This is a genomic window from Mameliella sp. CS4, from assembly GCF_019392335.1.
Classification (GTDB): Bacteria; Pseudomonadota; Alphaproteobacteria; order Rhodobacterales; family Rhodobacteraceae; genus Antarctobacter.
On record NZ_JAHXRQ010000003.1, the window covers coordinates 1 to 14,833 of the forward strand.

Below are 14,833 nucleotides of genomic sequence, written 5' to 3' on the forward strand. Positions count from 1 at the left end.
TGGCCATCCGCCGCTTCCTGCGCCCGGTCTGCTACCAGAACCTCCCCGACGCCCTGCTGCCCGGGGACCTGCGGTAACCCATCGCCATAGATGACCGGAAGGCCCGGCAGTTTGCCGGGCCTTTTTCCTGTGCACCTCTGGTTGCGCACCTGCGGAAACTCCCGTCACATTGAGCCTGTATTGACCTGCGTCATGTCGCGGGGCGTCTCGTCCTTTAGGTCTGGGCGCGCTCGTGGGGCGTTCGAGGAAAGGGATAGCAGGCCATGAAGATCGAAAACCGCGTGTTCGACGAATTGCAGCCGGGGGACACCGCCTCGTTGCGGCGCCTGTGCACGCAGGACGACCTGATCGTCTTTGCCAATGTCTCGGGCAACCACAACCCGATGCATGTGTTCAACGTGGACGGCGATGGCGACGGGACGCCCGAAGCTGTGGCACCGGGCATGTTCGTCGGAGCGTTGGTTTCGGCGGTGCTGGGCAACATGTTGCCGGGGGCAGGGACGCTGTATCATGCGCAGAGCCTGGTCTTTCACAACCGGGCGCATGCGGGCGACGAGTTGGAAAGCCGTGTCACCGTCACCGACCGCAACGAACAGACCGGTATCGTCACGCTGGCGACAGAGGTCACGCGTCCGGCGGATGGGGCGCTGATCCTGTCCGGTGTGGCAGAGGTCGAGGCGCCGCGCCGCAAGATCAGTTATTCCAGTCACGACCTGCCGGGGCTGATCGTCCAGCGGCACCGTCATTTCGAAAAGCTGCTGACCCGCGCCGCACCCCTGCCGCCGCTGGTGACGGCGGTGATCGCACCCGAAGAGCCGAACTCCCTGGGTGGGGCGCTGCTGGCGCGCGATCAAACGCTGATCACCCCGATCCTCGTCGGGTGCCCGGAAAAGATCGCCGCCACCGCGGCGGAGCTGGGCCAGAGCCTTGACGGGATCGAGATCGTGGCCGAGCCGGATCATGCCGCCGCCGCCCGCCGCGCCGTGGCGCTGGTGACGGAGGGGCGCGCGGGCGCCCTGATGAAGGGGCACCTGCACACCGACGACCTGCTGCGCGCGGCTTTGGACAAGCAGACCGGCCTGCGGGCCGGGCGGCGCTTTACCCATGTCTTCGTGATGGATGTGCCGGGGCTGGCGCACCCCCTGCTTGTGACCGATGCCGCGATCAACATCGCGCCGGATCTGAAAGCCAAGAAGGACATCGTCCAGAACGCCATCGACCTGGCGATCAGCATCGGCATCGAGGAACCCAAGGTGGGGGTCTTGTCGGCCGTCGAGACGGTGAACCCTGACATTCCTTCCTCGGTCGATGCCGCGCTCTTGTCCAAGATGGCCGAGCGCAGGCAGATCACGGGTGGGCTGGTGGACGGTCCCTTGGCGATGGACAATGCGGTCGACATCGCCGCCGCGCGGACCAAGGGGCTTTCCTCTCCGGTGGCGGGCCGGGCCGAGGTGCTGGTGGTGCCGGACATAGATGCGGGCAACATGCTGGCCAAGCAGCTGACTTATATCAGCCACGCCGAGGGGGCGGGGCTGGTGCTGGGCGCCAAGGTGCCGATCATCCTGAACTCTCGCGCCGACGACGACATGTCCCGGCTGGCCTCCTGCGCGGTGGCGGCGCTGCATCACGCGCGGATCACGGGAGCGCGGTGATGGCCCATGCGCTGGTTCTGAACGCCGGGTCGTCTTCGTTGAAATTCGGCCTGTTCCAGGGGCGCCACCCGGAACTGGTGGCTGGCGGTCAGGTCGAGCGGATTGGCGGCGCGGCCCGGTTGCACCTGGCGGATGCCGAGGGCGCCGCGCTGGCGGAAACGGCCTTGCCGGACCATGCGGCCGCGGATCACGCCGGGGCGCTGTCCGCCGTCCTGCACGAGGTCGAGGGACGCTTTCCCGGGACCGAAATCGGTGTCGTCGGACATCGCGTCGTGCATGGTGGCATGGAGTTTGCCGCGCCGACGCGCATCACGCCCGAGGTGCTGCGCGCGCTGGAAAAGCTGGAGCCCTTCGCGCCCTTGCACCAGCCGCACAACCTGGCCGGCATACGGGCCGCGCTACGGGCCTTTCCCGAGGCGCGGCAGGTGGCCTGTTTCGACACCGCTTTTCACCGCAACCATCCTTTCGTGAACGACACTTTCGCCCTGCCACGCGCCTATTACGACAAGGGTGTGCGGCGCTACGGCTTTCACGGGCTGAGCTACGATTACATCTCTGGCGCCTTGGCCGAGATAGCGCCAACGCTGCACGCGGGCCGGGTGGTGGTGGCGCATCTGGGCAATGGCGCGTCGATGTGCGGGCTACTTGGCGGGCGCTCCATCGCCTCGTCAATGGGGTTTTCGGCATTGGATGGCCTGCCGATGGGGACGCGCTCGGGGCAGCTCGATCCCGGCGTGGTGCTCTATCTCATGGACAGCGAGGGGATGGACGCGGCGGAGATTTCCGAACTGCTGTACCGCCGCTCTGGCCTGCTGGGCCTGTCGGGCATCAGCAGCGACATGCGCACGCTCTTGGCCACGAACGATCCACGGGCGCGGGAGGCGGTGGATTATTTCTGCTTTCGCATCCGGCGGGAACTGGGCGGGTTGGCCGCCGCGCTGGAAGGGCTGGACGCGGTCGTCTTTACCGGCGGGATCGGAGAGAACGCGGCCCCGGTGCGGGCGCAGGTCTGTCAGGGGCTGCGCTGGATCGGGATCGAACTGGACGCGGCGCGCAATATCGCCAACGACATGGTCATCAGCTCCGACATGTCGCGGGTGCGGGTGCTGGTGATCCCCACCAACGAGGAACTGGTGATCGCCCGCGCCGCGATGGACCTGGGATTGGACTGAACCGGCTCAGATCGGGACCAGGTGATTGTCCCAGTGCAGGTCGTGTCTTGCATGGGCCGCGCCGCGCACCTCTCCGGTCCCCGAAGTCAGCAGGAAGCCCGCCCCGCTGGCGGCCACGCCGCAGACATCCACCATGTCGATGGTCCGTTTCAGCGCGCCGGTGCCAAAGTCAAAGACCTGCACCAACCCGCCGCGCGGCGAGGTGATGGCGACCTCTTGGGCGCCGGCCAACAAGGCCACGCTGCCAGCGTAGCCCTGCATCCGCGCCGCATGATCCGGCGGGGCGGTGAACAGGCGCGGGGCCCCTCCCCGGCGCGTGACGCCGATCAGGGGCGGGTCCTCGGTGATGTCGCCCTGCCATTGCATCGCGAAGGCCACCGTGCCGTCAGGGCCCACCGCCAGGTGACGGATCGAGTTCTTGTGCAGCTTGCGGTCAAGCCGCTGTTGATCCAGCAGGTCGCCCTCCAGCGAGAGGAAGGCCAGGGAGGGGTCCATCAGCGGGATGTTCAGCTTGGTCCGGCCGGACTCGGGGTGCGTTTCGATCCCGCCGTTTGCCACCACCAGCGTTTCGCCATCGGGCATCAGGCGGATGTCATGCGGGCCGGTGCCGTGGCTGTCGAATTCGCCCAGACGCTTGCCCTCCAGTGACCAGACACCAATTACGCCGCGCGCGGCGGCATAGTCATTTTCCGCCGTGTAAAGCCGTCTGCCATCGGAGGAAAAGGCGCCGTGGCCATAGAAATGCCGCCCCTCGGGCGCGTCGAACCGGGCGATCTCATGGCCGGTCGCGCAGTCCAGCACCACGGCAAAGCGCCCCGGGCGGCGGGCAAAGCCCACGGCAAGCGGCTGCTCCGGGTGGGCTGCGGCGGCGTGGCCGCGATCGGGCAGGGCGCAGGCAAAGGTGATCTGGCCCGCGGCGCTGAGCCCGCAAAGCTGGTAGCGCCCGTCGCGCGTCATCGCGGCAGAGAGGAAGGCGGGTGAACCCGCCTCGGCCCATGTCGGGCGCGGGCAGGCGCTGGCGGCCAGCAGACCGGCCAGAAAGTGACGTCGGTTGGCCATGTCAGTCTCCATCCAAAGAGTTGAACCCGGCGGCGATGCCCAGCCGGGGGCCCAGATCCTGCGAGACGATCTCGCGGATCTCGGAGATGCGCTGTTGCAGCGCCTCAATGCGGATGCGGCCCTGCGGATCGCTGACCCCGGCAAAAACCGGATCGTCCAGCTGGTTCGCACGCGTCAGGGCGCGGGCAAAGGCGGTGTCCAGCCCGGCGTCTCCGCCGGACAGACGCGCCCCCAGGTCGCGCAGGGCTGCCAGCGAGAGCACGACATGGCGCAGCGACCGGCCAGAGCGGCGCGCCTCGGCCCGCAAGGGGCGGGGGCGGTCATAGCTGCCCATCGCCCGCCCGATCCGCGTGTCCTCGGTGAACTCCAGCCCGGTCGACAGCGCGGTGAACAGCTGTTTCGCGGCCTCTTCACCCGTGCGGTAGGTGTCATTGCCGGGGTCGCGCATCAGGTCGGCATAGCCATCTTCCCAATCCGCGAGGATCGCCGCCGAGGTCGCAGCGATGTCGGCGCTCATGACCTGGATCAGCGCGCAGCGGTAGGCATCGCTGCCAGCGGTGCTGAACTGATCGTCGTATAGCAGGAACTCCATCGCGTAGAACCCGCGCGCGGCGATTGAAACGTTCTGGAAACTGTCGAGGCTTTCGACGACCGGGTCCTCGTCCCGGATCAACTGCCCCAGGGCCTTGGGCGTGGCGCCCCGGCTGTCGGGCCAGAAGGCCAGCGCAAAGGCGCGGTCGCCCTGTTCCGAGGGGCCGAACCGCAGGTGGCTGACCGCGACCCAGGCGTCGAACCCGGCGCCATAGGCCTCTTGCAGCTTGGGGTCACTTGCCGCGCAGTGCTGCTCTGCCGTGGTGGCAAGCGCGGCGGTGCTCTCGGCCAGCGCCTGGTAGCCGGGCAGGATATGGGCATCGACGATGGCGCCCACGTCGGGCGTCTGGGCCACGGCCGGCGAGGCGGCAAGGACGAAGGCGAAAAGGCTGTTGCGCATGTCAGAGGCTTTCCAGAAAGGCGATCAGGGCGTTGCGGTCGGGTGGCGGCATCCGGGTGACGGCGTCGCGGCTGGGCTGCGCCTCGCCCCCGTGCCAGAGGATCGCCTCCAGCAGAGACCGCGCGCGGCCATCGTGCAGGAAATAGCTATGCCCGGAAACCTGCCGCGTCAAACCGATCCCCCAAAGCGGCGCGGTGCGCCATTCCCGGCCCGTGGCCCGCGCCTCTGGCCGTCCATCCGCCAGCCCAGGCCCCATATCGTGCAACAGCATGTCGGTGTAGGGCCAGATCAGTTGGAAGCTGTGTTCGGGCCGGTCGGGCAGGCGGTGGGTGACGAATTTGGGTGTGTGGCAGTCGGCGCAGCCGCTGTCGTGAAAGACCTCTTTGCCGTGCAGCACCTTTGGGTCGTCCAGATCGCGTCGCGCGGGCACGCCCAGGTTGCGGCTGTAGAAGGCGGTCAGTTCCAGCCCCTCGGCATCCACCTCAAAGACGCGCGCGTCGCCATCGCCATGCGGTGCCGCCTGACAGTCGGCCTGCAGGTCGGTGCAGTCTCCCGCGCCCGCCGGGAACAGGGGGTTGGAAATGCCGATGTCGCCGACAAAGGCCGCTGCCGTCTGTTCCAGGATTGTCGGATTGCCCGCCTTGTGGCCGAAACGGCCCAGCAGGGGCATGTCGAACTCTACCGACCAGACGATATTCGCCCGCCCCGAAATGCCGTCGCCGTTGGCATCACCGGGATCGGCCCCGGCCAGGATGTCCGCTGCGGGGATCGCCTCCAACAGGCCCAGGCCGATCATCTGCGGCGCGACGCGCGGGCTCAGCATGGCCTTGGGGTGCAGGGGGCCGTAGCCCAGGTTTGCGGCGGTATAGGTCGGTTTGCGCAGGGTGGCGGTTTCGCCGCCGGACAGCGGCACGGCGATTTCCTCGTAGTCCACCTGCAGGCGGTATTCCGGCTCATGGCCGGGCAGGCTGAAATCCTGTAGCTGCGTGCCGTAATTCGGCTCTGGCGCGCTGGCGATATAGCCCTCGATCTCGGGGATCATGTCCCCGGGCCCGCCGGGCACCGAGACGCGCAGGAACATCGAGACGGCCTTGTCCTCCGGCCCTTCCGGCGGATGGCCGCGCCCGTCCTTGATGTGGCAGCGCTGGCAAGAGCGCGCGTTGTAAAGCGGCCCCAGCCCGTCCGAGGCCATCGTAGACGACGGCGACGAGACCCAGATCTTGCGGAACAGCCCGTTCCCGACCTTGAAGGTCAGCTCATCCTCGAAATCGAGGCTGGCGGAGGGCAGGGAAAAGGCATTGGCATCCGGCGCCACGCGCACCGTGGCGGCGCCGGCGGGCTTGTCCTCGAACGGTTCCGGCGCGTCGAAACCGGCGGGCGGCGCCAGCACCTTGGCGATGCGCGCGGCCTCTCCCGGGGTGCGGGGCGTGACGGTCAGATGCGGTTCATCAAGCGGGCCCGCCATTGCGGCGGACCCTGTGACTAAGGCCAAAAGGGCCAGTTTACTCGGCTTCATCCATCTTCGACGCGTTGAGGTGAGCATAATTCTCGGCGCCGACCCGGTCGTGCAGGTCCAGCTGGGTCTCGAGAAAGTCGATATGGACCTCTTCATCGGCCAGAAGCTGGTCGAACAGCTCCTTGGTGACGTGATCGCCCGCCTCGTGGCAGTATTCGCGGGCCTCCTTGTAAAGCGCGCGCGCCTCCTGTTCGGCGGCCAGGTCGCATTCCAGCGTTTCCTTGGGCGTCTGGCCGATGCGCAGCGGGTCCAGCTTTTGCAGGTTGGGATGGCCTTGCAGGAAGACGATCCGCTCCATCAGCTTGTCCGCGTGGGTCATCTCTTCGATGCTTTCCTCGCGGCTTTTCTTGGCCATGTGGCCCAGGCCCCAGTCCTCTTGCAGCTTGTAGTGCAGCCAGTATTGGCTGATCGCTGTCAGCTCGCTGCGAAGGGCGCGGTTCAGGTAGTCGATGACTTTCGGGTCGCCTTGCATGGGTCGTTTTCCTGTGTTGCTCCGCCCCGGAGGCGACGGAGGTGCATGGGGACTTGCAGGTTCGGGTTCTTGCGCATGGTGCCAAGGAACAGTGGCATGCAGCCGCCGCAATCCGCAGCCTTGCCCAATGCGCGATAGATCTTGCCCGGTGTGATGAGGGTTTCAGGGTCCGCCGCCCGCATCCAGTCGATGGCGGACTGAATGTCGTGATCGGTGATGTTCTGGCAATGACAGATGATCATGGCGGCGGAACCCGGTCTGGTTTTACTGGAAGACGGCGTCGGGGTCGTCGAGACTGTCCGACCCTTCGATGGCGACGCCCTCGGCACCCAGCATGGCGACGATGCGTTCGATGGTGCGGGTCTGGTCGATCAGCCCGTTGACGCCGCCCATGACCAACTCTTCGCCCGCGTCGGATCCGCGTTCCAGCATCATGTCATAGCTAAACCCCGCCTCGGCGGCGGACTTGATCCGGCCCAGGGCCATCATCGTCTGCGCCAGTTTGCCCTGCATCTCGGCGTCCAGCGCGGCATCGGTTTCGGCCACCAGATCGGCCAGCGAGGGACCGGAGACCAGAGAGCCGTCGATGCGCACATATTCGCCCAGGTAGACGTTCTGAATGCCCAGCCCGTCGTAATAATGGCTGTTGTGCGTGTTGTCCGAGAAACAGTCGTGCTCTTCCTCGGGGTCGTTCAGCATCAGGCCCAAGCGCATGCGTTCGCCCGCCTGTTCGCCGTAGGAGAGCGAGCCCATGCCGGTCAGCATGGCGATGAGGCCGGCGCCTTCGTCCTGCATCAGGGTGCTGCGTGCCTCGCCGCCCTCGGCCCATTGCGCGGCCATCCATTCCAGGTCCGAAACCAGCAACTCGGTCGCGGCCTTAAGGTAGTCCCCGCGGCGGTCGCAGTTGTCGTTGGTGCAGGCCTCGCCCTGGGCGTAGTCGGTCCAGGGGCGGGCGCCCGCGCCATGCGCGTGGCCGTTCAGATCCTGCCCCCAAAGCAGGAACTCGATGGCGTGATAACCGGTGGCGACATTGGCCTCGACCCCGTCGGCCTCGTGCAGCGTGTCCGAGAGCAGCGTGGGGGTGATCTCTGTCGCGTCGATGGTCTCGCCCGAGATGGTGAGCGAGGGAGAGGCGATCACGTTCAGCGCGGCCAGCGCGTTTTCATCGGTCGGGCCGCCATAGGTCATGTCGACGTAGTCGATCAGGCCCTCGTCCAGCGGCCAGGCGTTGACCTTGCCTTCCCAGTCATCGACGATGGCATTGCCGAACCGGTAGACTTCGCTTTGCTGGTAGGGGACGCGGGCGGCCAGCCAGGCGGATTTCGCCGCCTGCAGGGTTTCCGCCGAAGGCTGGGCGATCAATGCATCGACGGCGGATTGCAGACGCTGGGCGGCGATCAGGCTGTCGCCGTAGATGGCCTCGGCAATATCGGCGTAATTGTCCAGAACCTCGGCCTTGGAGACCTCGGCAAGGGCGGATCCGCTGGCGAGGGTCAGCGCCAGCGCGCTGGTCGCGAGGGTCCGGGTGGTCTTGATCTTCACTGTTTTTGTCCTCTTGGCATTTGCTAGTGGAGTGTCGGGTTGGTGTTCGGGCCCGCTTTGCGCGGTGTCCCGGCGGGGGTGCGGTTGGTCATGCGGCGCAGGGCCAGGCCGAATTCCTCGGCCAGAGCGGCCAGGATCGGGGCAATGTCGGGCCGCACCAGCGTCATCGCCAGCAACAGCGCATCCTCGCGCTGGCCTTGGCTGGCGTAGCCGATGAAAGTGGCAAAGCAGGACTCGTCGGCGCCCAGGCATTTGCAGGTGACGTGATGGCGCATCAGCGGGCGCCGGCAATGGCGCGCGCAAAGATCGCAAAGGTCCTCGAAGGCCCCCAGGGCCTGGCGGCCTTCTGTTGAGCCCAGGTGGCGGGCAAAATCGCTCCAGACCTCGCTGCGGGCATCGTCGCCGTCGTTCAACAGCCGCAGGTACAGGACCGCGCCCGCCTCGACCGGGCCAAGATCCGAGAGATAGCCCACCGGCGCGCCGCCTCTTTCGACCATACCGCTCATTTCGTCAGGATCAGTTTGCCGGCGCGGGTGATGCGCAGGATGTAAAGCTGGTCGGCCAGGCGGATGCGGGCCAGGTCGCCGCCCTCGGTCAGGTCGCGTGCATCGTAGACGGGCAGGGGCTCTGCCTGGCGGGTAGTGGTCGCGGTGTTCAGGCCCATGACCGCCCCTCCTGTTTGCCCTCGATCCTGTCGAACAGTCGTTCGATCGAAAACAGGGTGGACAAGCCAAGTGTCACGGGCCGCCGATCGCCCTCGCCGGGCGTCCGGGGAACTGCGGCAATGTCGCTGGCGTTCAGCATCAAGGGTCTCCGCGTGCCGGAATTCGTCGTTGGCTTGGCCCGGATTCGAGGGGCTGGCTGGGATGAGTTAAAGCTGACTATTTCTGTATGGTTTGTCAATCCGACAAATTTTGTCGGATAATAATGTGCCCGCAAGACACTGTAATCGGACCTGTTTCTTCCAGGCTGCCCGAGCGGCTGTGGCAAAAGGGAAAGGTGCAACCGATGGTCAGCGCCCCGGAGGCGCTGGTCGTCCACGGAACGGCGTCGTGGGAAAGGCTGGTCGCTGCTGTCATCCAGCGCTTTGGTCACATGTCCCGGCCGAGAGGTGACATCAGAGAGTGGCAAGCCAGGGGCGCAACGGTTGCTCGGATGAAATGCGCCGGCCTTATGCGGCGGGCAGCCAGACCCGGAACAGGGCGCCGCCCTCGGGGGCGTTTGTCGCCGTGATCAACCCGCCCGCGCGCTGGACCAGCGTTTGCGAAATCGACAGGCCCAGCCCGGTGCCTTCACCCTGCTTGGTGGTAAAGAAAGGGTCAAAGACCGCCTCCTGCGCCCCTTCCGAGAGACCCGGCCCGCTGTCCTGCACGCTCAGGCAGGCACCGGCCTGACCGTCGCGGCTTTCGGCGGACAGGCTCAGGGTCAGCGTGCCGTCATGGCCCATCGCCTGCGTGGCGTTCATCACCAGGTTGATGATGACCTGCTGCATTTCGCCGGGGTCGACATGCACCTCTGGCGCGTCACCAAGATCCGTCTCGACCTGGATGGCGCTTTTGGACAGGACATGTTCGACCAACAGCAGGCAATCCGCGACCAGAGGGCCAAGCGAGACGGAGTCCTCGTAGGCGTGGAACTCTCCGGGGCGGGCGAATTGCAGAAGCTTGCCCACCATCGCGTCGATCCGCGCCACCTGCCGGTCGACAAGGTCCAGCTCTGTCTTGACCGGAGCGGCCTTGTCGCCCAGCGTTTCGCGGATCACGTCGACATTGCCCTGGATCACCGCGACGGGGTTGTTGATCTCATGCGCGACGCCGGCGGTGATTTCCCCGATCGAGGCCAGTTTCTCGTTCATCACCAGTTGGCGATAGGTCTCTTCCAGCTTGGCATTGGCCTCGCGCAGTTCGGCGGTGCGGTCCTCGACCCGCTGGTTCAACTCGTCCGCCCAGGCGCGCAGGCGGGCGTCGCGGTCTTGGACCTGGCCCAGGAGGTCATCGAGATGCGCCGCCACCTGGCCGATCTCGTCGCGCGCGCCCACGTCGCCATAGCGCGCCGACAAATCGCCGGCCCCGACGCGTTGCATGGTGCGCGTGATGCGTTCCAGCGGGGCAAAGATGCCGCGCGCCAGTGTCAGGAAAAGGGGCACCGACAGCACCAGCACACCGACAAAAGCCGCCAACATCCACAGGACCGCGTCACGTTTCTCCGCCGCAAAGGGCGCTTCGAGGAAACCGACATAGAGCATGCCCACCCGTTCGCCGAAACTGTCGGTCAGCGGCAGGTAGCCCGAGATATACCAGTCGTTGACAACAAAGGCGCGGTCCAGCCAGGTCCGGCCGTCGCCCAGCACCTGCTGGCGCACCACAGCAGAGACCCGCGTTCCCAGCGCGCGCACGTCTTCGAACAGCCGAACGTTGGTCGAGACGCGCACGTCGTCCAGGAACAGGGTCGCCGTCCCCTGGCGTTCGCCGCCGGTGACGGCGTTCAGGTAGACCAGCGCGTTGATCGTATCGATGAACTGCAGGTTGCGGTTCAACAGGATGCCGCCGACCAGAACACCGTGATGACCGTCGAGCAGCACGGGCGCGGCGGAATGCACCACCATGCCGCGGTCCTCGACCTCGCGTTCCGTTGGCACGGCGGCCTCTGTCTCGATCAGGGGGATGCGGGCGCGGGCGTCAAGCTTGCCGGGCAGGGCGGCCAGGTCGGCGCCCGAAAAGATGTCGATCTCGGTCGCGGGGCGGTTGTCCAGCCCCGCCAAGATCACCGGCCAGCGCGAGGGAGCGCCCCGTGCGGCCTCTTTCGGCAGGTAATAGAGAAAGTCCAGCTCCAGCGCCTCGCGCTTTTCGGCCAGGTAGCTGTCGAACGTGGGGCCGCTGACCTGCAGCACGCGCCCGAATTCGGCGCTTTCGGCGACGCCGGTCAGCTCGTCGCCGGTCGTTTCCAGGATGCGGGCCAGGTATTGCTCGGCGATGCGCAGGTCGGATTCGACGTTGGCGATCAGCAACTCGTCATAGTCGCTGGTCCAGCGGGTCATGCCAAGCACCAGCAAGAGCGGCATCAGCACCGTCAGCGGTGCCAGCGCCAGCACCAGAAGGCGCAGGCGCACCGAGAGCACGGGAACGCGCCCGCGCCTTGGGGGCTCACTCGTCGAGCGATCCATGAATCGCGAATTGTTCGAGCCCGGCCGCCTGTGCCTCGATCACGCGATAGGCCTCGCGCACGCCGGACTCGGACAGGGCCCGCGCGACGGTCAGCAGGGTGTTGGCCGGGTGATCCTCGCACAGCTCGGCCATATGGGCGATCTCGTCCTGCGCGACGGGGCGCGCGGCCTCGACGGAGGGCGCGCCGTAATAGGTCACGAAATGCTGGGCCAGCAGGTCGGTCAGCGCCGCGACTTCGCTTGGCTCCGCCTCTGTCACGGCGACGAATGTCACCCGTCCGCCGGTTTCCAGCCCGAACCAGCCGTTGGCAAAGGCCTGCCGGGCCTTGCCGGCCAGGTCGCCCTCGGTCCAGTTGGAAAACTCGAACCCGCCGGAGATGCACCACTCGCCGGTGCGCGCGGGGCTGGCAAAGACATGTTGGTCGCTTTCGTCGAAATGGATGGCACGGGCCAGTTTCACGGGGCCTCCTCCAGAAGGGTCGTCAAGGGGATCAGGTGGGTGGTCTCGCTGTCGCGCAGGAGCATCCCGAACGCCTCGTCCACGCCCAGGAAGGTGCCGGGCCAGCCGTCCTGCACCACGGTTTCACCCAATCCATGCGCAAGACCGCGCCATTCCGAGTGCAGCGCCTTGGTGCCTTCGTCTTCCCAGCGGGCAATCCAGTTCAGCGTGTGCCGCGCCCAGGCCTCGACCAGCCGTTCGGGCAGGACCTCGGCGCAGCCTTCCTCGAACAGGGCGGTCTGCTCGGGCACGTCGCCCGGCACGGTGGCCAGCGTCAGTGGCAGTTCGAACCCCACCACCAGCCAGTCCGGGACGGCCTCCGGGTCCTGGGTCGAGGCACAAGCCCGGAAGGCGCCGCAAGCAGCGCCGTTGATCAGGATACCGCCCGCCCAGGCCAGGTGCACCGCCACCTCGGGCGGGGCCAGCGCGCCAAGCGCGTTCTGGAACCCCACGCCACAAAGCGGCAGCATGACCATCGCCTGTTCCAGCGGCACCTCGGGCGTCATCACCAGCGCCGCGCCCATGCGGTCGGCGGCGATGCGGTAGCAGACAAGCCCCGCGTCACAGCCCCGGATCGCCCGCATCACGGCGCCGTCAAAGGGATCGCCGCCGACCTCCTCACCGCTCATGGCGGGGGGGAAGGTCAACGGCTCGGTGATCCCGCTCATGCGACGCCCTCTGCCACCAGCGCGCTGGCGATGGCATGAAAGGCCTGTGCCTGCGCGCTGTCGGGTTTCGAGGTCACGATCGGCGCGCCGCCGTCGCTTGCAAGCCGGATCTGCAGGTCCAGCGGCACCTCGGCCAGCAGGGGCACGCCCAGCTTTTCGGCCTCTGCCGCCACGCCGCCGTGGCCAAAAACATGTTCCTCATGTCCGCAGTTGGAACAGATATGCGTGCTCATGTTCTCGATCATGCCAAGGATCGGGACATTGAGCTGCCGGAACATGTCGATGCCCTTGCGCGCGTCCAGCAGCGCCACATCCTGCGGCGTGCTGACGATGATCGCGCCATCGACCTGCGCCTTCTGGCTGAGCGTCATCTGCACGTCGCCGGTGCCCGGCGGCAGATCGACCAGCAGCACGTCCAGCGCGCCCCATTGCACCTGCATCATCATCTGTTGCAGCGCCCCCATCAGCATGGGTCCCCGCCAGACAACCGCCTGATCCTCGTTGGTCATGAGACCAATCGACATCATGGTGACGCCGTGGTTGCGCAGCGGCAGGATGGTCTTGCCATCCGGAGAGGCGGGACGGCCAGAGACGCCCAGCATCCGGGGCTGCGAGGGCCCATAGACATCCGCGTCCAGCAGGCCGACGCGCCGCCCCTGTGCGGCCAGCGCACAGGCGAGGTTGGAGGAGACGGTGGATTTGCCCACGCCACCCTTGCCACTGGCGATGGCGATGATGTGGTCGACGCCGGGGATCTTCTGCGGTCCCTGAGGCTCGGCCTTTTTCTTCATGCCCAGGTCCGGCGGCGCCTTCTCGGAGTGGCCGGTCAGGACGATGGCGACCTTTTCGACCCCGTCCAGCGCGCCCAGCCGGGCCTCGGCCTCGGCCTTGACCTTGCCATAGGCCTCGGCGTGCTGCGGCGCGATTTCCATGACGAAGCGGACATTGCCACCCTCGACATTCAGCGCCCGCATCACGCCGCTGGCGACGATGTCGCCGCCTGCCACCGGGTCGGCGATGCTCTTCAGCACTTCCAGGACGGCATCGCGTCCAAGCGTCACCGGGGTCATTCCTGACCCTTGATCTCGCCGGTGACCTCGTGGGTCAGGCCCAGTTCGGGGATCGTCACCACGGCCTTGACGGCATAGGTCTTGCCGGCGGTGTCGGTGTCGCGCATCGCCTCCTCGATGGCCTGCTGCGAGGTCACGCCGACCTGCTTGAGAAACTTGCGCATCGACATGTTGAAGTCTTCGCTCATGGTCTGGTCCCTTTCAATTGACGTGTGGCGGGGCAGGGGCCTAGCATGACCCGATGACCCGCCGTCTTTCGTTCATTTCCAGCGCACTGGCGCTTGGCCTGTCGCTTGTTCCGCCCGCCGTTGTCGCCCAGGACGACCCGCGCCCCGTCCGCCTGCATGCGCCCGCGGCGCTTGTCGACAGCGGTCTTGTCCAACATATCCTTCCACGCTTCACGCTCAAGACGCGGGTGCGGGTGGAACTGGTCGAGGACCCGGAAAAAGCCGATATCGCGCTGGGTGACACGGGTGACCCGCTGTTCGCGGGGCCGGAGCGGGTCTGGCACCTGGAGGTGCTCTCGGCGGAACACGCGGGCACCAGCCGTTTCGCGGACTGGCTGACATCCGAGGTCGGTGTCAACACGGTGGCAAGCTTTGCGCCCGACGGCACGCCGCTGTTCGGCCCGCCGCCGGAGGCGACCGAAGTGGTCGAGACCGTGGTGATCGATGGCGACGCGAAACTGGGCCACAAGGTCAGTCGTACCAAATGCGTTCGCTGCCATGTCATCGACGAGGCGACGCGTGGCTTTGGCATCGGCTCGACCCCCAGTTTCATGGTGCTGCGCGCGCTGCCCGACTGGGAGGATCGGTTCTATGCCTTCTACGCGCTGAATCCGCACCCGGCCTTCACCGTGGTCGAGGGGGTGACACTGCCCTTTCCGGACAACCGTCCCTCGCCCATCGCGCCGGTCAAGATGACGCTCGAGGAGGTCGAGGCCATCGTCGCCTATGTCGCGGCGATTCAGGCCGCCGATCTCGGGGCCCCGCTGGAGTTCCAGTAGCGGCGCGTCCTCGTTCGAAGGGG

16 protein-coding genes and 2 pseudogenes are annotated in these 14,833 nt (G+C 66.7%); 4 read left to right on the top strand and 14 right to left on the bottom strand.

The window, feature by feature from the left end; genetic code table 11:
* From KZZ07_RS28045 to KZZ07_RS05510, 3 genes and pseudogenes are all read left to right on the top strand, one after another.
* Positions 1-77 (top strand): annotated as a pseudogene (locus KZZ07_RS28045) (aldehyde dehydrogenase family protein); the annotation flags it as partial.
* A 186-nt stretch (positions 78-263) separates the two neighbouring features.
* Positions 264-1,652: a bifunctional enoyl-CoA hydratase/phosphate acetyltransferase gene (locus KZZ07_RS05505; RefSeq protein ID WP_219512786.1), complete on the top strand. Its 1,389-nt coding sequence runs from the start codon at positions 264-266 to the stop codon at positions 1,650-1,652.
* Positions 1,652-2,824: an acetate/propionate family kinase gene (locus tag KZZ07_RS05510; RefSeq protein ID WP_219512788.1), complete on the top strand. Its 1,173-nt coding sequence runs from the start codon at positions 1,652-1,654 to the stop codon at positions 2,822-2,824. The genes KZZ07_RS05505 and KZZ07_RS05510 overlap by 1 nt, the downstream gene beginning before the upstream one ends.
* Positions 2,825-2,830: 6 nt before the next feature.
* Here the strand turns inward: KZZ07_RS05510 and KZZ07_RS05515 are convergent, their stop codons facing one another.
* From KZZ07_RS05515 to KZZ07_RS05580, 14 genes and pseudogenes are all read right to left on the bottom strand, one after another.
* Complete coding sequence (locus tag KZZ07_RS05515; protein ID WP_219512790.1) at positions 2,831-3,883, bottom strand: DUF1513 domain-containing protein; 1,053 nt, start codon at positions 3,881-3,883, stop codon at positions 2,831-2,833.
* A gap of 1 nt (position 3,884) precedes the next feature.
* Positions 3,885-4,874 (bottom strand): imelysin family protein, encoded by a 990-nt coding sequence (locus KZZ07_RS05520; RefSeq protein WP_219512792.1) that lies wholly within the window; start codon positions 4,872-4,874, stop codon positions 3,885-3,887.
* 1 nt (position 4,875) lies between these two features.
* On the bottom strand, positions 4,876-6,339 hold the full coding sequence (locus KZZ07_RS05525) for a di-heme oxidoreductase family protein (protein WP_255564175.1): 1,464 nt from the start codon (positions 6,337-6,339) through the stop codon (positions 4,876-4,878).
* A gap of 37 nt (positions 6,340-6,376) precedes the next feature.
* Entirely contained in the window at positions 6,377-6,862 is a 486-nt protein-coding gene (bfr, locus tag KZZ07_RS05530) for a bacterioferritin (protein ID WP_219512794.1), read from the bottom strand.
* 26 nt (positions 6,863-6,888) lie between these two features.
* Positions 6,889-7,104, bottom strand: a pseudogene (locus tag KZZ07_RS05535) ((2Fe-2S)-binding protein); the annotation flags it as partial.
* Positions 7,105-7,126: 22 nt separating this feature from the next.
* Complete coding sequence (locus KZZ07_RS05540) at positions 7,127-8,398, bottom strand: imelysin family protein (protein WP_219513080.1); 1,272 nt, start codon at positions 8,396-8,398, stop codon at positions 7,127-7,129.
* Between the two features lie 29 nt (positions 8,399-8,427).
* Positions 8,428-8,910, bottom strand: a complete 483-nt coding sequence (locus KZZ07_RS05545; protein WP_219512796.1) for a hypothetical protein — start codon at positions 8,908-8,910, stop codon at positions 8,428-8,430.
* On the bottom strand, positions 8,907-9,068 hold the full coding sequence (gene hemP, locus KZZ07_RS05550) for a hemin uptake protein HemP (protein WP_219512797.1): 162 nt from the start codon (positions 9,066-9,068) through the stop codon (positions 8,907-8,909). The genes KZZ07_RS05545 and hemP overlap by 4 nt, the downstream gene beginning before the upstream one ends.
* A complete protein-coding gene (locus tag KZZ07_RS05555) occupies positions 9,059-9,208 on the bottom strand; it encodes a hypothetical protein (RefSeq protein ID WP_219512798.1) in 150 nt (49 codons plus the stop codon). The genes hemP and KZZ07_RS05555 overlap by 10 nt, the downstream gene beginning before the upstream one ends.
* Before the next feature lie 367 nt (positions 9,209-9,575).
* Positions 9,576-11,522, bottom strand: a complete 1,947-nt coding sequence (locus KZZ07_RS05560; protein ID WP_219512799.1) for a sensor histidine kinase — start codon at positions 11,520-11,522, stop codon at positions 9,576-9,578.
* Between the two features lie 25 nt (positions 11,523-11,547).
* Positions 11,548-12,027, bottom strand: a complete 480-nt coding sequence (locus KZZ07_RS05565) for a DUF6505 family protein (RefSeq protein WP_219512800.1) — start codon at positions 12,025-12,027, stop codon at positions 11,548-11,550.
* A complete protein-coding gene (locus tag KZZ07_RS05570; protein ID WP_219512801.1) occupies positions 12,024-12,734 on the bottom strand; it encodes a biotin/lipoate--protein ligase family protein in 711 nt (236 codons plus the stop codon). The genes KZZ07_RS05565 and KZZ07_RS05570 overlap by 4 nt, the downstream gene beginning before the upstream one ends.
* On the bottom strand, positions 12,731-13,804 hold the full coding sequence (locus KZZ07_RS05575) for an Mrp/NBP35 family ATP-binding protein (RefSeq protein WP_255564176.1): 1,074 nt from the start codon (positions 13,802-13,804) through the stop codon (positions 12,731-12,733). The genes KZZ07_RS05570 and KZZ07_RS05575 overlap by 4 nt, the downstream gene beginning before the upstream one ends.
* Complete coding sequence (locus KZZ07_RS05580) at positions 13,801-13,992, bottom strand: DUF6494 family protein (protein WP_219512802.1); 192 nt, start codon at positions 13,990-13,992, stop codon at positions 13,801-13,803. The genes KZZ07_RS05575 and KZZ07_RS05580 overlap by 4 nt, the downstream gene beginning before the upstream one ends.
* Before the next feature lie 53 nt (positions 13,993-14,045).
* Here KZZ07_RS05580 and KZZ07_RS05585 point away from each other — a divergent pair, with 53 nt between their 5' ends.
* Positions 14,046-14,810 (top strand): cytochrome c, encoded by a 765-nt coding sequence (locus KZZ07_RS05585; RefSeq protein WP_219512803.1) that lies wholly within the window; start codon positions 14,046-14,048, stop codon positions 14,808-14,810.
* Positions 14,811-14,833 lie beyond the last annotated feature (23 nt).